The sequence below is a fragment of the Neisseria sp. HMSC070H10 genome, assembly GCF_001837635.1.
Lineage (GTDB): Bacteria > Pseudomonadota > Gammaproteobacteria > Burkholderiales > Neisseriaceae > Neisseria > Neisseria subflava_A.
This window is the reverse complement of record NZ_KV833364.1, coordinates 226,782-248,284: the sequence shown is the minus strand read 5'-3', so window position 1 is coordinate 248,284 and position 21,503 is coordinate 226,782. Positions and strand designations below refer to the sequence as shown.

Below are 21,503 nucleotides of genomic sequence, written 5' to 3'. Positions count from 1 at the left end.
CTTTGTCACCTTTTTCGCCTTTAGCGCCGGCTTCGCCGTCTTTACCGTTCTTACCATCTTTTACGATAGTAGTAGTGATTGAACCATCATCTAAATTAGTAATAGTAATAGTGTGAGTACCGTTTTCGTTATTATCTTCAACTCCAACAGCTAAGCCGCGAGCGCTATCACCTTTTTCGCCGGTATCGCCTTTAGGGCCAGCAGGACCAGCATCACCTTTTTCGCCTTTAGGGCCAGCAGGACCAATATCGCCTTTTTCGCCTTTAGGGCCAGCAGGACCAATATCGCCTTTTTCGCCTTTAGGGCCAGCAGGACCAGCATCACCTTTTTCGCCTTTAGCACCACCACCTACTACGCTCAGGGTGTATTCGTTAGTGCCGTTTGAAGTCATTTTCAGACCTTCACCAGCGATCAGTTTCAGGGTGTTATTGGCATTTGATTTAGGATCGTATTTGTATGTACCTGCAGCTGGTGAGCTACCGCTACCATCGTGGCCTTGAAATACAAATGGATTCAGATTTTCGATGCGGCTTGCTACGGCGAACAATTGAGAGCCGTTGATTGCATCGGTAGAAGTTTGAGAAATACGGCCTGCGGCAACGTTTTGGATTTGACGTTCTTTACCTGCAGAACCTACAGACAATACTGCGCCGTTATTTAAACCGCTGGTTGCGCCTGCGAAACCACCGTAAGTGTAGCCGCCAACAGTACCACTGTTGGTAGGTACGAATTTGCTGGTTGTAGAACCGTTACCCAGAGCTACGCTGTTTTCGATAGTAGATTTAGCTTCAGTACCCAAAGCCAGAGTGTTTCTAGCTGTTGCTTGAGCATCGTTACCCAGAGCAGTTGCATATTCACCGCCATTGGCTTGAGCGCCACGGCCTAATGCAATCGCTTGCGTAGAAGCAGCGTTACTTTGTACACCCAATGCTACCGCGTATTGAGCACTTGCTTTAGCAGCAGGACCGAAGGCAGAAGCAGAAATGCCGTCAGCGACAGAACCGCGACCGATTGCTACGGCAGAACCTTTTTTAGCTTGAGCATCGCCACCCAATGCTACCGCACCGTTTGCCAGGGCTTGAGAACGTTGACCGATGGCAGTTGCTACGATACCGGTTGCTTGAGCATTAGTACCGATTGCCATAGCTGAACCGGCATTATTAGCACCCACAACACCATCACCATCAGCACCAGTAGAGGTACCATCAGCTTTTGCTTCAAAACCTACAGCAACGTCAGCAGCTTGGCTAGCAACTGCGTCATTACCATGAGCGACAGAGTTATTACCCAAAGCTTTTGCTGTAAAACCTGTTGCGAGAGATTGCTCGCCACTTGCTGTAGAACCAGCACCTGTTGCAATAGCTCGAGTACCGGTAGCAGTAGCACGCAAACCAACAGCAACCGCATTGGTAGCACTTGCAGTCGTATTTTTACCAACAGCTACAGCATTATTACCAGCTGCAGCAGACTCATAACCAACAGAAACTGCAGAAGAACCAGAAGCATTAGATGATTTACCTACGGCAATAGTAGCCTGACCAGATGCTTTTGATCCAGAACCAAAAGCAAGAGACTCGCCACCACTAGCATTTGCTTGCTTACCAATAGCTACGTCCATATCTTTGCCTGATGTTGCTTTTGTACCGATCGCAACAGAGTCAATAGACTGATTAGTTGCACCAAAACCAACTGCAACACCATTTTCTTGAATTGCTTTTGCATCTTTACCAATAGCTACTGATTTATCACCAGTACCAGTCGCACTAGAACCAATCGCAATTGCGTCATGAGAGACTACATTATTACCGTTGTTTCTGTAAGTGTTTGCGCCAGTACCGATATTGATATTGCCAATACCTTGATTGGTACCAATGACATTCCCGGTATTATCTGATTTAATGGTAATCGTACTAGCAGATGTTTCCACACCTGCTTGAGCAGCACTAGAAGCCATCAAAGCACCTGCCGCCGCAACTGCAGCAGCTACGGCTTTACGCTTGTCAGAAGCGGATTTTTTGCCGTGTGCATGGCTGATCTCGGAAACCGCGGTCCATGTCTGGGTCGCGTGGTTCCAAATGACTTTAAAGACTTTATTCATATCGATTTTCCTGTAAGGGGTTTGATTTCTTTTGGGACGTGTTGCTCGGCTATAAACCGCCTGTCCACACATTTGCCGCATTTCAGAGTTTCCCCTTTATGCGGTTTCATGCCGTAATCTCGTGTATGCAATTCCCGTGCCAAAAGTCTCTACTCGGCCGAATAGCAGCTAAAAGCCTGTTTTATGGGATTTTATGCTGATACATTTCCAGAAGCTTGTGAAGTTTGGGAAACGATGTGCCGTTTTTTGTCAGCTTGTTTCTTAACAAGTCACTTTTTGTCAACTTCCTTCAATGCATTCGGAATCCTTGTCCAAATTTTATATGCGTTTGGTTTCGCAAATCAACTCTTCCGATAAAGTGTTATTTTTTCGCTCTCAACGGTAATCCCCGTTAGATTTACTTGTTGCTTTATTTAAACGCTTTTTCTAGCTATTTGATTTTACGTTTTTATTCTCAAACAATAATGATTATTAAATAATATATAATTTAGATAGTTTCTATTGCAATAGATTTGAATATTGGATTTATTTAGGTAATTAATGAAATTTGTATTGAAAATTGGTTTGAAACGTGTAATGGCTTTGCATAGCCTGTTTTTAGACGGCCTTGACCTTTCCTAACATATAAATAGTGCGCAAATGACACGAATTTATGCGCTATTAAGCCGATAGATAACATTAAAAAGGCAAGTGTAAAACTTGCCTTTACGTTTGGGATTTGTTTGTTCTCTATTGTAGAAAACTGTGTTGTTTTTTCAGACGGCCTTACCAACGGAATGTTTGGGTCACGCCTGCGGAAGCGCCGTTGTTGCCGGTATAGCCGTAGCCGCCGGTATGACTGGAGGCGCAGGCGGTGAGTGCGGCGAGGGTGAGGATGAGGAGGATGTGTTTCATGTTTTTTCTCTGAGTGGATTGGTTTGAGACTTGGGGTGTTGTGTTGCTGCATGAATCGGACAGGCTGGGGCTTGGTTGCTTTGTCCTGATTTACAGTTAGGCCGCTAAATTGTTTGATGATTGAAGAAGGCCGTCTGAAAACGGGTTTCATGATATTGAAACTTTGTTTTCAGACGGCCTTTATTTTATATCAGCTTATCAGTGGCGGAAATGGCGAATGCCGGTTACGACCATGGCGATGCCGTGTTCGTCCGCTGCGTCAAAGACTTCTTGGTCGCGCATGGAGCCTGCCGGATGGATGATGGCTTTGATGCCCTGCTCGGCAATGACATCTATGCCGTCGCGGAATGGGAAGAAGGCATCGGAAGCGGCACATGCGCCGTTGAGGTCGAGATTGGCATCTTGCGCTTTGCGGGCGGCGATGCGGGTGCTGTCCACGCGGCTCATTTGGCCTGCGCCGATGCCGTAGGTTTGACCGCCTTTGCCGAAGACGATGGCATTGGATTTGACGTATTTTGCGACGTTCCAAACAAACATCAGGTCGTTCCATTCTTGCTCGGTCGGTTGGCGTTTGGAGACGACTTTCAAATCGGCGCGGTTAAGTCGGTGAATATCGGGGGTTTGTACCAATAGTCCGCCGCCGACGCGTTTGAGTTCGAAGCGGTTGGCACCTGCTTCAAGCGGCACTTCCAATACGCGCACGTTTTTCTTGGCAGCGGCGATTTCGAGGGCTTCGGCGGTGAACTTCGGCGCCATGAGGACTTCCATAAATTGGTTGTCGGTAATTTGTTTGACGGTTTCGCCGTCTACTTCGCGGTTGAAGGCGATGATGCCGCCGAATGCGCTGGTGGTGTCGGTCGCGTAGGCGAGTTTGTAGGCGTCCAAGGTATTGGAGGCGATGGCTACGCCGCACGGATTGGCGTGTTTGACAATCACGCAGGCCGGCGCGTCAAAGGATTTGACAGCTTCCCATGCGGCATCGGCATCGGCAATGTTGTTGTAAGACAATTCTTTACCTTGCAGCTGTTTGTAGGCGGAAAGGCTGCCTGCGGCTGGGTAAATATCGCGGTAGAACGCGGCGCGTTGGTGTGGGTTTTCGCCGTAGCGCATGTCTTGCACTTTAATCCAGCTTTGGTTGAACTGGCTTGGGAATTCGCCGATTTTGGGCTGGCCGCTCAAGACGTCGTCTGAAAGCGAGGTCAGGTAGTTGGAAATCATGCCATCGTATTGGGCGGTATGGCTGAATGCTTTGCGTGAGAGGTTGAAACGGGTTTTGTCGCTCAATGCGCCGTTGTTGGCTTCGAGTTCGGCAGCGATGGCAGGGAAATCGGCGGTATCGGTAACGATGGCGACGTGTTTCCAGTTTTTCGCGGCAGAGCGCACCATGGTCGGGCCGCCGATGTCGATGTTTTCAATCGCGTCTTCCAGTGTGCAGTTTGGTTTGGCAATGGTGGCGGCGAAGGGGTAGAGGTTGACGCACACGAGGTCGATGTTGCCGATGCCGTGTTCTTCCATCTTGGCAACGTGTTCGTCCAAATCGCGACGGCCGAGGATGCCGCCGTGGATTTTCGGATGCAGGGTTTTCACGCGGCCGTCGAGCATTTCGGGGAAGCCGGTATAGTCGGCAACTTCGATAACGGGAACGCCTGCATCAGCCAAGAGCTTTGCTGTACCGCCGGTAGAGAGGATTTCAACACCGAGCTTGGTCAGGGTTTGGGCAAATTCGACTGCGCCTGTCTTGTCGGATAGGCTGATCAGGGCGCGTTTGATGGAAGACATTTGGATTTCCTTTGTTGAAGGTTTAATCAGTATGGGATGAAATTTCAGGGCGGTATTATCCCCCAGTTTCGCATTTTTAGCAGTAGGTTTTTGCAAATATTGTTAACAATTTTATTGTAAAAGGCCGTCTGAAACTTGGTTTCAGACGGCCTTTTGCTTTTGCCTATTTAAATCCCATTTTTTTCGCCACCCATACTGCGCCTGCCATGCCTGTGCATCATGGCATGAGTAAGGCAACGGGGGCGTAGGTTAGCTGGCATTTGTGCGCGGCAAGCGGTCGATTGTAATACTTGGCAATGACGGCCTGTACAGCGGCTTTGTCGTTATCGGGGGCAGCCGACGCCAAGATAGGGCAGGCAAGTACAAGTAGGGAAATAATGCGTTTCATGGAAATTTTCCCAAAATGTTTTATTAAAAATGATACTGCTGACTTAAGGCCGTCTGAAACCGTTTTCAGACGGCCTTTTTATGTTTGTTGCTCACACGTGTCAGCATACCGGCGACAAAAGTGGACGCAATAACGACGGTAATGCCCATCGCAGACATGCTACTTAAATGTTCGCCCAAAATTAACACCGCCATGATAACGCCGATGACAGGCTCAAGCGAAATCAGCAGGCCGGAGACGTTGGCAGGGACTGTGTTCATGCCTTTGTTCCACAACAGATAGGCAAGCCAGCTGCAGCCAATCCCCATATACAAAACCGACAGCGTACCGCCCCATGACCAATTGATTTGATAACTGTCTGCCAACACCAGCGAAAACGGCAGGCACAACACCGCCGCCACTGCCATGGAAGCCGCGGTAAATGCAGGCGCACCAATACGGACAATCATCTGCTGGCTCGGACGTATCACACCTGCAAAACCGAATCCTGCAAGCAAAATCAGCAAACAGCCGAACCAGTCAATCGTACCGCCCTCTTCTGCACCGCCCATGACCATCATGCCCACGCCGGCAAACGCCACCGCGCAGCAAATCCAGTGGTAAAGTTTGGCTTTGTCGTTGAAGAAGAAATGACCGACAAAGACGACCAGCAAAGGCTCCAGCCCCACCATGGTAACTGCGCTGGCAGCGGATGTATATTTCAAACCGATAAACTGGAGCATCAAAACGACAACGTAGTTGACAAAGGAAATCCACAACAACGGCTTCCACTCGCTCCGCGGAATCCTGCCCAAATGACGGCGGCACGACGGCAACACCATCAGAGCAGCAATCAACAACCGCGCCTCAACCATCAGCGCCGGGTCGAGCATCTCGTAGGAATATTTGGCAGCGATAAACGAGCTGCCCCAGATTAACAGTGCGAGTATTTGGTAAAGCATGGTTCAACTCATGGTAAAAAAATTAATCGTTTCTTCTCTGGTCTTCAGACGGCCTGAAGCCTTTTCAAGCTGTTTTTATTTTGATTGTGTCAACGAATCCAAAATTATCTAAGCAATGGATAAATGACATGGCCGGTTCTTTCATGATAGGTAGGCAGCAATGCACCCTATTCCTCTCTATTACAACAAACCATGCTGCTGCAGCTTTTTACGCAAGGTATTGCGGTTTAACCCCAAAATGGCCGCCGCTTTAGATTGGTTGCCACCGCATTGTTCCATCACGCAAATCAGCATCGGTTTTTCGACTTGGTGCAACACCATATCGTACACGCCGCAAGGTTCCGTACCATCCAAGTCTTTGAAGTATTGTCGTAAGTTTTGTTCAATACATTGCGCAATATCAGTAGTCGTTTGATTCATCGTGATGTCTTTCTTTGAGTTTGTTTTTAAATAGATTTATTTTTTAGATGATAAGGCCGTCTGAAACTCTTCAGCTTTCCCGATAGTGACACACCCAGCGGTCGGTTTTCTCCGAAAGCGTCTCAAGATAGGCGGCAAGGGTGTCGTATTGTGCTGCGGCACTGTCCAAGCGGTTGATGTCCCGGCGTGTTTGTTCGCCGTCGGGCATTTCGTCGATGTACCAGCCGATGTGTTTTCGGGCGATACGCACGCCGGCAATTTCGCCATAAAATTCATGCATGGCGCGGATGTGGTTCAAAATGGTGGCGTTGCATTCTGCCAAGCTCAAGGCTGGCGGCAAAACGCCGTGTTCGGCGTAATGTTTTAAATCGCGGAAAAGCCACGGTCTGCCTTGTGCGCCGCGCCCTATCATGATGCCGTCGGCGGCGGTTTGCTTGAGGACGGCGGCAGCTTTTTGCGGCGAAGTAATATCGCCGTTGACCCAAACGGGGATGTTCAGACGGCCTTTGGTTTCGGCAATCAGTTCGTAACGCGCTTCGCCTTTGTACATCTGCGTACGGGTGCGGCCATGAATGGCAAGGGCTGCGATGCCTGATTCTTCGGCGATTTTGGCGATGGTCGGCAAGTTTTGATGTTCGTCATGCCAGCCCAAACGGGTTTTGAGGGTAACGGGTACGTCCACCGCATTGACAACGGCTTTCAAGATTTCGGCAACCAAAGGCTCGTTTTGCATCAATGCGCTGCCTGCCTGCACATTGCAGACTTTTTTGGCCGGGCAGCCCATGTTTATATCAATGACCTGCGCGCCCAAGCCGACGTTGTAACGCGCAGCTTCTGCCATCTGCTGCGGATCGCTGCCGGCAATCTGCACGGCTACAACTCCGCCCTCGCCTTCAAAATCGCTGCGGCGCAAGGTTTTTTTGGTATGGCGCAAGGTCGGATCGCTGGTCAGCATTTCGCATACCGCCCACCCTGCACCAAACTCGCGGCAAATCCGGCGAAACGGCTTGTCCGTAATGCCTGCCATGGGGGCAAGTGCGATGGGGTTGTCAATGAAATAGCCGCCGATGTGCATGATGTGTGCGCCGAATTGAAAGGGCTGAAATTGTACAATTTTTAAGCAACTTTTCCAATCGTATTTACATGTTGCACAATGAAAAAGGCCGTCTGAAACTCAGTTTCAGACGGCCTTTTCAGACATAACATTTAAATAAACAGCATGACAACCATCTGCACTGCGGTCTGAATCATGGCAATAATCGGCCAAATCAGTTTGGCCAGCAGGCCGGTAAACAACAGGATCAGGATAATCCATGTGCCGTATGGCTCAATTTTACGGAACTGCATGGACTGCTTGGCGTTAAGGAAGGTATCGATAAAAATACCGCCGTCCCAAGGCAAAATCGGAATCAGGCTGAATGCAACCCAAATCGAGTTCACCATCACGCCGTAACCTGCCATCTGCACCAAGGGCGCTTGATAAGACTCAGGCACATACGCGGAAAATACGACGACAAAGCCCCAAAAGAACGCCAAAATCAGATTGGCAATCGGACCTGAAATCGACACCCAACGCCACGCACGGCGCGGATCGCGGAAATTGCGCGAATCGATGGGCATGGGGCGCGCCCAGCCGAATAGAAAACTGCCTATCATCAGACACACCAGCGGCACGACAATCGTACCGACAGGGTCGATGTGCGGCAGCGGATTGAGGGTCAAACGCCCAAGCTGCTCGCCGGTATGGTCGCCCCAATAACGCGCCGTATAACCGCGTGCCACTTCGCGCACGGTAATGGCCAACAACACAGGCAATACTGCCAGCAGAAATACGCCTAAATCAAAATTTGCAAACATGGTTTTCCTTATCAAACATGCCGTCTGAAAACAGAAAATATCCTTTCAGACGGCCTGAGGCTTTAATCGTCTTCTTTTTTATTCGAACTGAAAAACTCTTTCAGCTCTTTCCAAGTAATGCCCTTACCTTGCGGATTCAATTTGAAGACTGGTTTGCCGTAATTGCTGTACACACTGTCGCCGATAATATTGATGGCCTTATGCGTACCGTTAATTTGTATATACATGCGGGAAGCCAACATACGGCCTTTGCGGTCAAGATAATAGTCGACAACAGGATTGTTACCGACTATACGCTGGAAGCTAAGTGGCTGGTTATCACTTATGCTGACAAACATACTGAAAAATTCCCGCGCATTTTTATAATCTTCTTCTGTTGACCCTGGTTGGGGCGTTTTCTGTAATTTCGACAATTCTTCATCAAAAGCCTTAGCCACTGCCTTCATTACGACTGAATCATACTCTGGTTTCATGACATGACGTACACGATAGCGTGCATGGTTTGCCTTACCAAAGGCATCCATTTCTTTAAATACATATGCATCAGCAGGCATAGCCTTATTAGCACTCAAAAAAGCACGCACCCCTGCCTCTGCAATATGATCAAAAGGCACGCCTTTCGAATCACCGATTTCTTTCAAACTCAATTTTAAAGGTTCTTTGATTAAACGTTTGCCGATTTTCTCATCGGTGTACGCATTAACAATGGCAGACACGCTGGCAGGCGGATCAACATAGACTTCCCATTTTGCCGCATCCAGTTTCATAGGAAGTTTGATACTAAGTTTTTCATTGTGGTTGTTGATGGCCAATTCAGGAATCATCTCAAACTGACGCGTTGATAGGTCAACAGCTACCTCATAATTCAGATGAACCCCTTCCATGTAACTGGATATGGCAGGATATTTATCCAGATAATCAACGGCAACTTGTGCGATATTGCCGTCCGGCAAGGCATCAAGCATTGCATTGCGGAACTCAGCCTCTTCTCGTTCAGAAAACTCCTGCTTCAAAGCAGCATCGTCTTCTTGAGCAACCTCCATAGAGGCTGCCGCCTTCCCCTCTTTGGCTTTGGCATCCTCTGCTTTCGCTTCTGCTTTCTTTTCCACCTTTTCATCTGCCAATACAGCTTCAGCCAATGGGCTGATATATACTTGAGAGCTGCCTGTGATGTTAAAGCTGTGGTCTTCTTTTAAAATACGGTCATTGGAAATCGACATGACCTCGTGTGCGGTTTTGTGATCCAAATTACTGCACGCGCTCAAACCAAATGCCGCAGCAATGGCCAAACCAATTATCTTCTTCATTCTGCCCAACCTTTTTGACGAAATGATTTTATTAGCACAATTTAACACAAGGAACTGATTCCATAAAGGCTTTCAAACAGCATGATTCATTGCTTCTCGCTATCATGCCCAATTCGATCGCCCTATCTATTTTAAGCCTAAAGGCCGTCTGAAACTTCAAATCCAGTTTCAGACGGCCTTTGATTTCCTATTTAAAATGCCACAGCTGTTTTACAGGCTGTAATACATTTCAAATTCCAGAGGATGCGGCGCCATGCGGATGCGGCGGACATCTTCCTCTTTAAAGGCGATGTAGCTGTCAATCCAGTCTTTGCTGAATACGCCGCCGCGCAGGAGGAATTCGTGGTCGGCTTTGAGAGCGGCCAGTGCTTCTTCCAAAGAAGCGCAAACGGTTGGCACCAATGCATCTTCTTCCGGCGGCAGATCGTAGAGGTTTTTATCGGCAGGGTCGCCCGGATGGATTTTGTTTTGAATGCCGTCCAAACCGGCCATCAACAAAGCGGCAAACGCCAAGTATGGGTTGGCGGTCGGATCAGGGAAACGCGCTTCGATGCGGCGTGCTTTGCTGCTGTTCACAGACGGAATGCGGATGGAAGCGGAACGGTTTTTAGCGGAATATGCCAGTTTAGTCGGTGCTTCAAAGTGCGGCACGAGGCGTTTGTATGAGTTGGTGGATGGATTGGTAATCGCGTTCAGGGCTTTGGCGTGTTTGATGATGCCGCCGATGTAGTAGAGCGCGGTATCAGACAAACCGGCATAGCCGTCGCCTGCAAACAGGTTTTGACCGTCTTTCCAGATGGATTGGTGGACGTGCATACCGCTGCCGTTGTCGCCCATAATCGGTTTAGGCATGAAGGTGGCGGTTTTGCCGAAGTTGTGGGCAACGTTTTGAATCACGTATTTCATGTCTTGGGTTTGGTCGGCGCGTTTGACCAAAGTGGCAAAACGCGTGCCGATTTCCATTTGGCTGCCGGTACCGACTTCGGCGTGATGAACTTCTACTTCGATGCCGAGTTCTTCCAAAACATTGACCATGGCAGAACGCAGGTCTTGACCGCAGTCAATCGGCGCAACAGGTGCGTAACCGCCTTTGACGGTCGGACGGTGGCCGGTATTTTGACCGTCCATGTGCAGGCCGCTTGACCATGCGCCGCTTTCGGAAGTGATTTCGTAACGGGTTTTGTGCATATCGGTTTCAAATTCTACGCCGTCAAAAACGAAGAATTCAGGCTCAGGGCCGAAATAGGCAGTGTCGCCGATACCGGAAGATTTCAAATAGGCTTCGGCGCGGCGGGCGATGGAGCGCGGGTCGCGGTCGTAGCCTTGGCCGTCGGCCGGGTCGATAACGTCACAGGTAAAGACAACGGTGGTATCGTCGTAGAAAGGATCGACGAAGGCTGTAGATGCATCGGGACGCAACTGCATATCGGAAGCCTGAATACCTTTCCAACCGCCGATGGACGAACCGTCAAACGCTTGACCGTTTTCAAACCATTCTTCGGGATCGTCGAGGACGATGCGGGCGGGGATGGTAAAGTGGTGCTGCTTGCCTTTGGTATCGGTAAAGCGCAAATCTACGAAGCGGGCTTCGCTTTCTTCAATCAGTTTTACAGCGTCTTTGATGGACATCTTCAGCTCCTGAGGGAATGGGTTTAAGTTGTTATTCTACCACGGTAAGGCCGTCTGAAATACATCAGGGCACCCGTTTTTACGCAATGAAATATAGTTTCAGACGACAAGATTGTCAACAATATGCTTCGATTTGTCTGTTCAAAAGCGGAATGCCCGCCCTTTTATCCGAATGCCGACAAAACAGATGCCGTCTGAAAGCAGTTCAGACGGCATCTGTTGTTTGATTTGAAAATGGTCAACGAGGATCGTGGTTGCAGACAAATTTGTACACACTCTCTCCACCCATACCGGGAATAACATAACTCCATTCGGCATAGGATGGTGTATAAGAACCGATAGGGTTTCCCGATTCGGAATACCACGTTACTGTCAAAGCCCTAAAACGTTTACCACTGCAATCCATTTCTTCCAACGCTTTAGCTGTATTATAAAATTTTCCATTGCTAATCATCTTTTTCGGCTTGGCGTACCTTGTTTCAAACCATGCACTATTGTCCGTACGGCTGTCTGCATCACCAAATATGGTAGTATTGTTACTGTTAATACCTAGCAACACCCAATCTTCCGCCACCGCCGGCGTTGCCAACCCTAATGCAAATACTGCCAAGCACAACATCTTTTTCATGTCCGTCCCTTTCGTCCTTATCAACAAAATAAAGTTAAATTGTAAAAAAATGACTTTTTTTCAAGAAACAAATATTCCATCATGCTACCTGACAACCGTTTCAGACGGTATCGTTTCCATCTGTACGCCGCCGTTATAAAATAGCCGTCTCGTCTTTTGGAACACGACCATGACTACCCTCCCCCGTTACGCCGTTTTCGGCAATCCCGTTGCACACAGTAAATCGCCGCAAATCCATCAGCAGTTTGCACTGCAGGAAGGTGCGGCCATCGAATATGGGCGCATTTGTGCCGACATCGGCAGTTTTGCCGAGGCTGTTGCGGCATTTCGTACCGAGGGCGGGCAAGGTGCGAATGTAACCGTCCCGTTCAAGCAGGAAGCTTTTGCACTGGCGGACGAACATTCCGACCGCGCTTTGGCTGCCGGCGCGGTCAATACGCTGGTGTGGTTGGAAGACGGCAGGATACGCGGCGACAATACCGACGGTATCGGTTTGGCCAACGACATCACGCAAGTCAAAAACATTGCCATCGAAGGCAAAACCATTTTGCTTTTGGGCGCGGGCGGCGCGGTGCGCGGCGTGATTCCAGTGTTGAAAGAACACCGCCCTACACGTATCGTCATTGCCAACCGTACCCACGCCAAAGCTGAGGAATTGGCTCGGCTTTTCGATATTGAAGCCGTCCCGATGGCAGATTTGAACAGCGACTTTGATATCATCATCAACGGCACGTCCGGCGGCTTGAGCGGTCAGCTTCCAGCCGTCAATCCTGAAATTTTCCGCAACTGCCGCCTTGCCTACGATATGGTTTACGGCGACGCGGCGCAGGCGTTTTTGAACTTTGCCCGAAGCAACGGCGCGGCCGAAGTTTCAGACGGCCTGGGCATGCTGGTCGGTCAGGCTGCCGCCTCCTACCATATTTGGCGCGGATTTACGCCCGATATCCGCCCTGTTATCGAATACATGAAAGCCCTGTAACCATGTTCCGCATCATCAAATGGCTGATTGCCCTGCCCATCGGCATCTTCATTTTCTTCAACGCTTATGTGTACGGCAACATCATTACCTACCGCGCCGTCGCGCCCAGCAAAACCGCTTTCATGTCCATGCGCATGAGCCAGTTTGCAAGCGAAGGGCGTGATGTCGAGCTGGACTACCGCTGGGTGCCTTACGACCAAATTTCCGTCAACCTCAAAAAAGCCCTGATTGCTTCCGAAGACGCCAACTTTGCCGAACACAGCGGCTTTGACTGGAACGGCATCAAATACGCCATGAAACGCAACAAGCAAAGCGGCGAAGTCAAAGCCGGCGGTTCGACCATCAGCCAGCAGCTGGCGAAAAACCTGTTTCTCAACGAAAGCCGCAGCTACATCCGCAAAGGCGAAGAAGCGGCGATTACGGCGATGATGGAAGCTGTTACCGACAAAGACCGCATTTTTGAGCTGTATTTAAACTCAATCGAATGGCACTACGGCGTATTCGGCGCGGAAGCGGCATCCCAGTATTTCTACAAGAAACCTGCTTCCGCCCTCACACGCCAACAAGCCGCCAAACTCACGGCGCGCGTTCCGGCTCCGCTGTTTTACGCAGATCACCCTAAAAGCAAACGGATGCACAACAAAACCAATATTATCCTGCGCCGCATGGGTTCGGCAGAATTGCCCGAAAGCGATATGGATTAATTCAAAAGGCCGTCTGAACATTTCAGACGGCCTTTGTTTTTAGGCTTTCTCTTCCGGCTCCGGTACGTCAAACACTTGGCGCAAGTAAGCGAGGAAGGTGTTGTTGGTGGTCATGGTTTTGCCCGGGGAGTCGGAGAGTTTGGCAACGGATTGGCCGTTGCACTCGACGAGCTTCAAGACAATGTTCAAAGGCGTGTGTCCCAAATCGTTGGTCAGGTTGGTACCGATACCGAAACTGGTTTTGAAACGGTCTTTGAAGTATTGGTGCAACGCCCATGAACGCTCAATATCAAGGCCGTCTGAAAAAGTCAGCATTTTGGTTCGGCTGTCGATTTTGAGTTTTTTGTAATGCTCGTAGGCTTTGTCGCCCCAAACATAAGGATCGCCGCTGTCGTGGCGCAAGCCGTCGAAGAGTTTGGCGAAATACAGGTCGAAATCGCGCAAGAAGGCATCCATGCCGACCACGTCTGTCAGGGCGATGCCGAGGTCGCCTCGGTATTCGTGTACCCAGCTTTCCAGCGCGGCTTTTTGGAAATTGCGCAAACGTACGTCCAAGGCTTGGAAGGCTTGGAGGAACTCGTGCGCCATGGTACCGATGGGTGTGATGCCGAGTTTTTTGGCCAGATAAACGTTGCTGGTACCGCGCACGATATCGGGAGCGGCTTCCAGTAAAGTGCGGATAACGTGTTCCTGCCATGCAAGGGTGTAGCGGCGGCGCGTGCCGAAATCGGAAATCAGGAACGGCGGATCATTCGGATTTTGTGTAGCCGCAATTTCCTTCAACTGTTGCGCTTTAGCCTGCAAACGGCGCTCGCCTTCTTCAATGACGGCTGGCGTTTCCAAGCGGCGGAAATAGAGTTCGTTGACAATGGCAAGAATGAAAATCTCGAAGAACATCGCCTGTATCATCGGACCTTCGATGCGGATGTTCAGACGGCCTTGATCGTCGGGACTGACTTTGACGAAGCGTCGTTGGAGTTGGAAAAGTTCGAGATAATCGACAAAATCGCTTTTGATAAAACGCAGACTGCGCAGGTAGTCAAGTTCGTCATGGGTAAAGCGCAGCTGACACAGGGCATCGAGTTCGCGTTCCAAGTCTTCTTGAATATCGGCCAGCGGATACACCATCTCTTTGTTGCGGCAGCGGAATTCGTAGAGGCTGTGGGTTTGCGGGAATTGGTGCAACACGACTTGCAGCATGGTGAATTTGTACAGGTCGGTATCAAGCAGGGATTGGATAATGGGCTGATGAGCAGACATAAGCTTTCTCTGAGTAAACGTGGGCGTTGAGGTATCAATTTTAATGGAAAAGGCCGTCTGAAAGAAACCTTATTCAGACGGCCTTTATCTTATTAATCCAGCTGCGCTACGGAAACCGGCAAAGAGCGGATGGTAGACAACATCGTGCTGGCATCTTTTTGCTGTTTGCGGAACGCGGCCATATTGGTCGGGGTCAATTTCGGCGTCGGCAGGGCGACGGTAGTCGGGTTGACCGGCTGGCCGTTGACGCGTGCTTCGTAGTGCAGGTGCGGACCGGTAGAACGGCCGGTTGTACCCACAAAACCAATCACTTCGCCGGCGCGGACTCTGCCGTCGGCAGGGCTGAACGCACTCATGTGGCCGTACAGGGTTTCCACGCCGTTGGCATGGCGAATCATCACGGTATTGCCGTAGCCGCCTTTCCAACCTTTGAAAATTACTTCGCCGTCGGCGGCGGCCTTAATCGGCGTACCGGTCGGCGCGGCATAGTCGATACCGGTGTGCATACGGACGGTATGCAAAACCGGATGGACACGGTAGCCGAACGGGGAAGAAATGCGCGTGTATGCAACAGGCTCGGTATTAAAGCCTTCTTTTTGTTGCAGGGACTTACCGTTTTGGTCGTAGTAGCTACCGCTTTCTTCGTCGCCTTTGCCTTGGCTGTAATAATAGGCTTGATAAGTTTTGCCGTCTTTAACCACTTCAGCCGCCAAAATATCGCCGACGGCCATTTGTTGGCCGCGGAAATACATGCTGTTGTACAAAAGGCGTACGGTATCGCCTTCTTTCAAATCGCTCATATTAAACGAGTCGGCAAAGATTTCTTTGAGCTGGATATACACTTCGGAAGGGATTTCGGCACGGAGCATATCGCCGATGGCGGAAGTGCGGATTTGCACGGAGCGCAGGGTCGGCATGGTTTTCATGTCGATTTCGGCATTGGAGATGCGCCATTTGCCTTTGACTTTTTCCAAAGCGACCAAATTGCGTTCCAATTCTTCATCGGTAAAGAATTGAACGTCGGTCACTTGGCCTGAAGAATCGATGCGGATGTTGACGGATTGGTTGGTCCGCAGGTTTTTCATGTCGAGGTTGGCATTGTTTTTCGCCATGATTTGCTTGATGTCTTCTTGGTTGACACCCATGCGCGTCAAAACGTCTGCCAAAGAGTCGCCGGCTTGGACGGCTTCTTGCACCCAATAGCTGGATTGGTAGGTATTGGTTTCCACATAAACGGCAGGCAGCTCTTCGGAAATACGCTCGACTTTGAAATCGGTTTGTGCTGGTTGAGGGTCGGTAATGGCGTATGCGGTCATGATGCCTGAAGCCGGCAGCAGAAACGCTAAGAGGATTGCTTTGAATCGAGTGGAATATTTGTTTTTAATCACGCGTTATCCTTAATGGGGCGGTCTGTTTTTTAGGTTTGCAGAATGCCGGCACATCCGGCCTGCCGCGACCGCCTGCTGGTTTAAACAGTTTTGGGGATAAAGGACTTTGAGTCTTTTTTCCGATCTGAAAATTAGGTTTTCATTCGGAATGAATGAGGTCGTGTTTGAGATTGACGTTATTATCAGGGCTATTGTGTTGATTTACACCCTGTTTTTCTGAAATTTACGCCATGCATTTTAGCATGACAGCCCGTTTTTTCCAAACCGGCCGTCTGAACGGCTCTTTTTGAGTGCGTGAGGGCAAGGTTCCGAAACGCATCATTTGTCGCGTAAAATAACGGTTTTTCTATCTATTTTCGCTTATGAAGCTGACCCTCGCCCTCCCCTCGCTCAACCGCTTTGCCGACGAATCCGTCCCTGAGCTTGCCTTACCTGCTTTTAACCGTCTTTTGCGTTACGGCATATTACGCAAAGAAACACTCAGGCCGTCTGAATTTTACGGCCGCCATTTGTGGGGCGGCAGCCTCATTGCCCAAGTGCAACGTTTACACCACACAAGCCAAAAACGCGCGGCCGCTTTTGCCTCTCCGGTTTGGCAACAGATGGGCATGCACCATGTCAACATTATCAGCAGTGAGTTTATCGGCATCCAAAAAGAGGAGGCGCAGCGGTTATGTGCGGATTTGTCGGCGTTTTATCAAGATAAAGATTGGCAATTCGAGCCGCTTTGCGAAAGCATGTGGCTGCTCAGTATGCCGACGATAGAAGATTGGGGGGCGGAATGTGTTTTGGATGTGTGCGGGCAGCCGGAAATGGACGGTCAGGCACACGGCAAAGATGCGGTGTTTTGGTTAGCCATGCAGACGGAAATCCAAATGTTTCTCCACACGCATCCGATTAACCAAGTGCGTGAACAACAAGGATTGCCGGAAATCAACGGTTTGTGGCTGTGGAATGATGCGAACGGTACACAGTCTGCGGATATTGTCGCTTCAGACAGCGCATGGGCGCGTTTTTCAGATACGCCCAAACTCGATGCGCCGTATGATTTGAAGGCTTGGTTTGAGATGATTCGAGAAACAGGCAACACGGTTTCAGACGGCCTTATCTTTTTGGACGACTTGGTTTCCACCTTACAGACAGGCGATGTTTGGGCATACAAAGATATTTTGGAAGGCTGGGAAAATAGTTGGTTTGCGCCTTTATGGGACGCTCTTGATTCAGGCCGTCTGAAAGCAGTGTGCATTGCCACAGACGGCAAAAACGGCGGCACGCTGGAAATCGGCCGCCGTTCAAAATGGGCGTTTTGGCGCAAAGCCAAAACGTTTAACGGATCATGGTAAGCGGTTTTAGGCCTCCAACGCCTCCAATTTGGCCGAAATTCTATCCCACACATCCTGCAACGGAATCGCTTTCAACAAACGGGTCGGATCGTTGGTATCGATGCTGTCGGGGTTAGGTAATTCGGCATAATCACCGGCATAAATGACTTCCGCCTGTTCGGAATACGGACGCCATTTGTCCACCCATGACGCGCCAAACAAAGCGATTTGCGGTTTATCCAAAGCGGCGGCGATGTGCATCGGTGCGGAATCGACACCGATAAACAGTTTGGCGCCCTCAATGGCCGCCGCCAATTCACGCAGGCTCAGGCATCCGGACAACACCCAAATTTTTCCGCCTTCCGGAATATTCAGACGGCCTATAATTTCCTGAAGCATGTATTGCTCGACAGTGTCGGGGGAAGCGGTCAATACGACATTCTGCCCGCTGTTGAGCAGAAGCTGTACGATGGCGGCGTTTTTTCCGTCTTCCCAACATTTGAAATGCCAACGCGCACCCGGGTGCATCAACACATAATCTTCGCCGTTCCAACCCTGAGCACGCAATTTCTGCCGCATGCTTTCCCTTGCATCTTGTGCCACCCAAAGGCGCACCTTCGCATCGGCTACGTCTTCCGGCTGGATAAGCGGCGCAAGGATATTCAACTGGTTTTCAACGATATGATGGCTGGGATCCAGCTCATGGTTGATAAAATCATGACAGAAACGCCACAAGAAACCGTCACGCTTGATGCAGTCCAAACCCACGCTGCAACGGGCGCACAGTTTGGCGATTATTGCCGCGCGCCATTGGTCGGACAGGTTGAAAGCCCAGTCGTAATCGCGCGCCTTCAGCTTTGAAAAAAGGTTTTTCTCACACGCCAACTGCTTGAATACGCCCAGCTTCTTCCAATTTCGATCAATGGTAAAAATCTGCGCAATCTGCGGATTATCGGCAATCAGCTGCTCTGTACCGGCATACACCAGCATATCGATTTCGCAATCGGGGAAACGGGTTTTCAGCGCATCGACCACCGGCGTGCTTAAAAGCACATCGCCATGATGGCGCAATTTGATGATCAGGATGCGTTTGGGTTGGGATAAAGACATACGAAACTTTCAGACGGCCTGTTGATTGGCTGCTATTGTAAAGCGGAAAACAGGTTTCATAAAATACAAAACAGGCCGTCTGAAAGCTATCCTGCTGATTCATCGCTATAAAATCCGCACAAGCCATGCAATTTATATTACAATCCGCACCCCGTGGTTCGAAAACCTCCCACATTAAAAAACTAAGGAAACCTCATGTCCCGCAACAACGAAGAGCTGCAAGGCATCTCCCTTTTGGGCAACCAGAAAACCCAATACCCGAGCGAATACGCGCCTGAAATTTTGGAAGCGTTCGACAACAAACATCCCGACAACGACTATTTCGTCAAATTCGTCTGCCCCGAGTTCACCAGCCTCTGCCCGATGACCGGCCAGCCCGACTTTGCCACCATCTACATCCGCTACATCCCCCATATCAAAATGGTGGAAAGCAAATCCCTGAAACTCTATCTTTTCAGCTTCCGCAACCACGGCGACTTCCATGAAGACTGCGTCAACATCATCATGAAAGACCTCATCGCCCTGATGGATCCGAAATACATCGAAGTATTCGGCGAATTCACACCGCGCGGCGGCATCGCCATTCATCCGTTTGCCAACTACGGCAAAGCGGGCACAGAGTTTGAAGCTTTGGCACGCAAACGCCTGTTTGAACACGACGCACAATAATTCCGTTCAGATGGCCTAACGCCTTTTTCATTGCAAGACTTTATTTATTGCACAGTCTCGCAAGGTTTCATGCCGTCTGAAAAACTTCCGAAAGATTTCCATGTACGAATTTACCGCCGCACAGCAGAAGAAAGCGCTCTTCTGGCTGGTGCTTTTCCATATTTTTATTATTGCTGCCAGCAACTATCTGGTGCAGTTCCCCTTTCAAATTTTCGGTATCTTTACCACTTGGGGCGCATTTTCTTTCCCCTTTATCTTCCTCGCTACCGACCTGACTGTGCGCATTTTCGGCGCGCCGTTGGCGAGACGGATTATTTTTTGGGTGATGTTCCCCGCCCTACTGCTCTCTTACGTCTTCTCCGTCCTCTTTCATGACGGCAACTGGACAGGCTGGGCATCTTTGGCCGACTTTAACACCTTTGTCGGCCGCATCGCATTGGCCAGCTTTTCCGCCTATGCGCTCGGGCAAATTCTCGATATTTTCGTGTTCAACAGATTACGCCGTCTGAAATCATGGTGGGCAGCCCCTACTGCTTCCACCGTCGTCGGCAACGCTTTGGACACGCTGGTGTTTTTTGCCGTTGCCTTTTACGCGAGCAACGATGAATTTATGGCGGCAAATTGGCAGGGTATCGCATTTGTCGATTATCTGTTCAAACTCGCCATCTGCACCCTCTTCTTCCTGCCTGCCTACGGCATCGTATTGAGCATCTTGACCAAAAAACTGACTTCCTTAAACGTCCGTCAAGAAATGCCCGAATCGGTTTTAGCCGAATAAGCAGCAGATAAAAAACAAGGCCGTCTGAAACTGTAATCGTTCAGACGGCCTTTTATGTTTTCAAATGATTAACCGGTCAATTGTTTGGTAATCAGTTTTTTCAGCGGAGGGAAGTTATTGCTTGCACGCAATACCAAACCGCGCAGCAGTTTCGCCGGAGCAGTTTCATTGGTAAAGAGTTTCAGCAGCATATTGGTGCCGTGGTAAATCGGATGGGCGTGAAGCATATGCTTGGTGCTGTATTTTTCCAGTAGGCTCTTCGCACCAATATCCTGACCGCGTTGCTCGGCTTCGAGAACCAATTTGGCCAAAAGATCGGCACTTGCCAGACCCAAGTTGAAACCGTGCGCAGTAACCGGATGCATACCGACCGCGGCATCGCCGATCAACGCGCTACGTTTGCCGTAGAAACGTTGGGCAATCATGCCGACCAAAGGATAATTGTGAATGGTGCTGACCAATTCCATATCGCCCAAGCGGCCTTTGAGTTGCTCTTTCACGCTGGCTGCCAATTCTTCCGGCGACATGTTTTTAATCGTTTCGGCTTTATCGCTGTCCACCGTAATCACCGTATTGGTCAAATGCTCTTCCAAAGGCAGCAACGCAATGGTGCGGCCGTAGTGGAAGCATTCATATGCGGTATGCAGGTTGGACAAAGTATGCTTCATGCGGCACACGAACATGGTGCGGCTGTAATCGTGCATGTCGGAAGAAATGCCCAATTGACGGCGTGTTTGTGAGAAGCGGCTATCGGCGGCCAACAACAGACGGCCGGTCAATACTTCGCCGCTTTCCAAAATAACTTGCGCCTCATTGTCGGAAGTTTTAACTTCTTTAACATTGGTGCCGGTCAAGATTTTGACGTTGTCCAATTTGGACACGACTTCATAAGCGGCTTTACGGATGTTGTGATTGGAAATCAAATAGCCCAAGCAATCAGCAGGCTCACCGCGCGCCTGAGTCGGTTGCGGGAAGTGGAGCTGGTAATCGGAATGACCGTTCAACACTTTGGCATCGCGCAAAGGATAAATTTCGTCTTTTGGAATCAAATCCCACATACCCAATCGCTGCATGATTTCGCGCGACAAGTGCGTCAGTGCGATTTCACGGCCGTCATACGGCGGATTTTGCAACACTTCTAAAGGACTTCTTTCAATCAGGGTTATGCTCAACCCGCTTCCGGCCAACTCTGCGGCAAAACTTAATCCGGCAGGGCCTGCGCCGACGACGAGAATATCACTGTGTAAGCTCATGGGAGGAATTCCTTGTATTCAACTGATACGGATTTTTTCAGACGGCCTTAAGTTTACTGTGTTTAGCTACATGAGGGTAAATCAAAGGCATTTGATAGA

20 protein-coding genes and 1 riboswitch are annotated in these 21,503 nt (G+C 49.7%); of the genes, 5 read left to right on the top strand and 15 right to left on the bottom strand.

Going from position 1 to position 21,503, the window contains the following annotated elements; genetic code table 11:
• From HMPREF2606_RS04155 to HMPREF2606_RS04115, 11 genes are all read right to left on the bottom strand, one after another.
• Positions 1-2,098 (bottom strand): ESPR-type extended signal peptide-containing protein (locus HMPREF2606_RS04155; RefSeq protein WP_283122341.1); only part of this gene is annotated, 2,098 nt, incomplete at its 3' end.
• Positions 2,099-2,863: 765 nt separating this feature from the next.
• Positions 2,864-2,992 (bottom strand): hypothetical protein, encoded by a 129-nt coding sequence (locus HMPREF2606_RS11255; protein ID WP_283122340.1) that lies wholly within the window; start codon positions 2,990-2,992, stop codon positions 2,864-2,866.
• Positions 2,993-3,190: 198 nt separating this feature from the next.
• Positions 3,191-4,771, bottom strand: a complete 1,581-nt coding sequence (gene purH, locus HMPREF2606_RS04150; RefSeq protein WP_070843348.1) for a bifunctional phosphoribosylaminoimidazolecarboxamide formyltransferase/IMP cyclohydrolase — start codon at positions 4,769-4,771, stop codon at positions 3,191-3,193.
• Between the two features lie 217 nt (positions 4,772-4,988).
• Positions 4,989-5,159: a hypothetical protein gene (locus tag HMPREF2606_RS10915; protein WP_168163624.1), complete on the bottom strand. Its 171-nt coding sequence runs from the start codon at positions 5,157-5,159 to the stop codon at positions 4,989-4,991.
• A 65-nt stretch (positions 5,160-5,224) separates the two neighbouring features.
• A complete protein-coding gene (locus tag HMPREF2606_RS04145) occupies positions 5,225-6,100 on the bottom strand; it encodes a DMT family transporter (protein ID WP_070843347.1) in 876 nt (291 codons plus the stop codon).
• Positions 6,101-6,280: 180 nt separating this feature from the next.
• The gene (locus HMPREF2606_RS04140) at positions 6,281-6,520 is read right to left on the bottom strand and encodes a Fis family transcriptional regulator (RefSeq protein WP_070459344.1); all 240 of its coding nucleotides are present in this window, start codon (positions 6,518-6,520) and stop codon (positions 6,281-6,283) included.
• A 70-nt stretch (positions 6,521-6,590) separates the two neighbouring features.
• A complete protein-coding gene (gene dusB / locus HMPREF2606_RS04135) occupies positions 6,591-7,595 on the bottom strand; it encodes a tRNA dihydrouridine synthase DusB (RefSeq protein WP_070843346.1) in 1,005 nt (334 codons plus the stop codon).
• Between the two features lie 131 nt (positions 7,596-7,726).
• Positions 7,727-8,377 (bottom strand): site-2 protease family protein, encoded by a 651-nt coding sequence (locus tag HMPREF2606_RS04130; RefSeq protein WP_070843345.1) that lies wholly within the window; start codon positions 8,375-8,377, stop codon positions 7,727-7,729.
• Positions 8,378-8,439: 62 nt separating this feature from the next.
• Complete coding sequence (locus HMPREF2606_RS04125) at positions 8,440-9,684, bottom strand: hypothetical protein (RefSeq protein WP_070843344.1); 1,245 nt, start codon at positions 9,682-9,684, stop codon at positions 8,440-8,442.
• Positions 9,685-9,894: 210 nt separating this feature from the next.
• Positions 9,895-11,313: a type I glutamate--ammonia ligase gene (glnA, locus tag HMPREF2606_RS04120; protein WP_070843343.1), complete on the bottom strand. Its 1,419-nt coding sequence runs from the start codon at positions 11,311-11,313 to the stop codon at positions 9,895-9,897.
• Positions 11,314-11,551: 238 nt separating this feature from the next.
• Complete coding sequence (locus HMPREF2606_RS04115) at positions 11,552-11,941, bottom strand: surface-adhesin E family protein (RefSeq protein ID WP_070843342.1); 390 nt, start codon at positions 11,939-11,941, stop codon at positions 11,552-11,554.
• Between the two features lie 169 nt (positions 11,942-12,110).
• Here HMPREF2606_RS04115 and aroE point away from each other — a divergent pair, with 169 nt between their 5' ends.
• Both aroE and mtgA read left to right on the top strand, forming a co-directional pair.
• Positions 12,111-12,920: a shikimate dehydrogenase gene (gene aroE / locus HMPREF2606_RS04110; RefSeq protein WP_070843341.1), complete on the top strand. Its 810-nt coding sequence runs from the start codon at positions 12,111-12,113 to the stop codon at positions 12,918-12,920.
• 2 nt (positions 12,921-12,922) lie between these two features.
• Positions 12,923-13,624 (top strand): monofunctional biosynthetic peptidoglycan transglycosylase, encoded by a 702-nt coding sequence (gene mtgA / locus HMPREF2606_RS04105; protein ID WP_003748438.1) that lies wholly within the window; start codon positions 12,923-12,925, stop codon positions 13,622-13,624.
• Between the two features lie 39 nt (positions 13,625-13,663).
• Here mtgA and pncB read toward each other — a convergent pair whose 3' ends face one another.
• Together pncB and HMPREF2606_RS04095 are read right to left on the bottom strand one after the other, a co-directional pair.
• Positions 13,664-14,884, bottom strand: a complete 1,221-nt coding sequence (gene pncB, locus HMPREF2606_RS04100) for a nicotinate phosphoribosyltransferase (protein WP_049348746.1) — start codon at positions 14,882-14,884, stop codon at positions 13,664-13,666.
• Between the two features lie 92 nt (positions 14,885-14,976).
• Positions 14,977-16,272, bottom strand: a complete 1,296-nt coding sequence (locus tag HMPREF2606_RS04095) for a M23 family metallopeptidase (protein WP_070843340.1) — start codon at positions 16,270-16,272, stop codon at positions 14,977-14,979.
• Positions 16,273-16,634: 362 nt separating this feature from the next.
• On the opposite strand from HMPREF2606_RS04095, the gene HMPREF2606_RS04090 reads away from it, so the two are divergent.
• Positions 16,635-17,615 (top strand): hypothetical protein, encoded by a 981-nt coding sequence (locus tag HMPREF2606_RS04090; RefSeq protein WP_070843339.1) that lies wholly within the window; start codon positions 16,635-16,637, stop codon positions 17,613-17,615.
• Positions 17,616-17,621: 6 nt separating this feature from the next.
• On the opposite strand, the gene rfaQ is transcribed toward HMPREF2606_RS04090, so the two are convergent.
• Positions 17,622-18,704: a putative lipopolysaccharide heptosyltransferase III gene (gene rfaQ, locus HMPREF2606_RS04085; protein WP_070843338.1), complete on the bottom strand. Its 1,083-nt coding sequence runs from the start codon at positions 18,702-18,704 to the stop codon at positions 17,622-17,624.
• Positions 18,705-18,851: 147 nt separating this feature from the next.
• Positions 18,852-18,896: riboswitch (PreQ1 riboswitch) on the top strand.
• 3 nt (positions 18,897-18,899) lie between these two features.
• Between rfaQ and queF the strand changes: the two genes are divergently transcribed.
• Entirely contained in the window at positions 18,900-19,373 is a 474-nt protein-coding gene (gene queF / locus HMPREF2606_RS04080; protein ID WP_003748427.1) for a preQ(1) synthase, read from the top strand.
• A 100-nt stretch (positions 19,374-19,473) separates the two neighbouring features.
• Positions 19,474-20,151 (top strand): 7-cyano-7-deazaguanine/7-aminomethyl-7-deazaguanine transporter, encoded by a 678-nt coding sequence (locus HMPREF2606_RS04075; RefSeq protein ID WP_004518802.1) that lies wholly within the window; start codon positions 19,474-19,476, stop codon positions 20,149-20,151.
• 68 nt (positions 20,152-20,219) lie between these two features.
• Here HMPREF2606_RS04075 and ubiM read toward each other — a convergent pair whose 3' ends face one another.
• Entirely contained in the window at positions 20,220-21,404 is a 1,185-nt protein-coding gene (gene ubiM, locus HMPREF2606_RS04070; RefSeq protein ID WP_070843337.1) for a 5-demethoxyubiquinol-8 5-hydroxylase UbiM, read from the bottom strand.
• Positions 21,405-21,503 lie beyond the last annotated feature (99 nt).

Coding starts and splice junctions, on each gene's coding strand:
- HMPREF2606_RS11255 (WP_283122340.1), bottom strand. CDS start 2,992: ATGAAACACATCCTCCTCATCCTCACCCTCGCCGCACTCACCGCCTGC.
- purH (WP_070843348.1), bottom strand. CDS start 4,771: ATGTCTTCCATCAAACGCGCCCTGATCAGCCTATCCGACAAGACAGGC.
- HMPREF2606_RS10915 (WP_168163624.1), bottom strand. CDS start 5,159: ATGAAACGCATTATTTCCCTACTTGTACTTGCCTGCCCTATCTTGGCG.
- HMPREF2606_RS04145 (WP_070843347.1), bottom strand. CDS start 6,100: ATGCTTTACCAAATACTCGCACTGTTAATCTGGGGCAGCTCGTTTATC.
- HMPREF2606_RS04140 (WP_070459344.1), bottom strand. CDS start 6,520: ATGAATCAAACGACTACTGATATTGCGCAATGTATTGAACAAAACTTA.
- dusB (WP_070843346.1), bottom strand. CDS start 7,595: ATGCACATCGGCGGCTATTTCATTGACAACCCCATCGCACTTGCCCCC.
- HMPREF2606_RS04130 (WP_070843345.1), bottom strand. CDS start 8,377: ATGTTTGCAAATTTTGATTTAGGCGTATTTCTGCTGGCAGTATTGCCT.
- HMPREF2606_RS04125 (WP_070843344.1), bottom strand. CDS start 9,684: ATGAAGAAGATAATTGGTTTGGCCATTGCTGCGGCATTTGGTTTGAGC.
- glnA (WP_070843343.1), bottom strand. CDS start 11,313: ATGTCCATCAAAGACGCTGTAAAACTGATTGAAGAAAGCGAAGCCCGC.
- HMPREF2606_RS04115 (WP_070843342.1), bottom strand. CDS start 11,941: ATGAAAAAGATGTTGTGCTTGGCAGTATTTGCATTAGGGTTGGCAACG.
- aroE (WP_070843341.1), top strand. CDS start 12,111: ATGACTACCCTCCCCCGTTACGCCGTTTTCGGCAATCCCGTTGCACAC.
- mtgA (WP_003748438.1), top strand. CDS start 12,923: ATGTTCCGCATCATCAAATGGCTGATTGCCCTGCCCATCGGCATCTTC.
- pncB (WP_049348746.1), bottom strand. CDS start 14,884: ATGTCTGCTCATCAGCCCATTATCCAATCCCTGCTTGATACCGACCTG.
- HMPREF2606_RS04090 (WP_070843339.1), top strand. CDS start 16,635: ATGAAGCTGACCCTCGCCCTCCCCTCGCTCAACCGCTTTGCCGACGAA.
- rfaQ (WP_070843338.1), bottom strand. CDS start 18,704: ATGTCTTTATCCCAACCCAAACGCATCCTGATCATCAAATTGCGCCAT.
- queF (WP_003748427.1), top strand. CDS start 18,900: ATGTCCCGCAACAACGAAGAGCTGCAAGGCATCTCCCTTTTGGGCAAC.
- HMPREF2606_RS04075 (WP_004518802.1), top strand. CDS start 19,474: ATGTACGAATTTACCGCCGCACAGCAGAAGAAAGCGCTCTTCTGGCTG.
- ubiM (WP_070843337.1), bottom strand. CDS start 21,404: ATGAGCTTACACAGTGATATTCTCGTCGTCGGCGCAGGCCCTGCCGGA.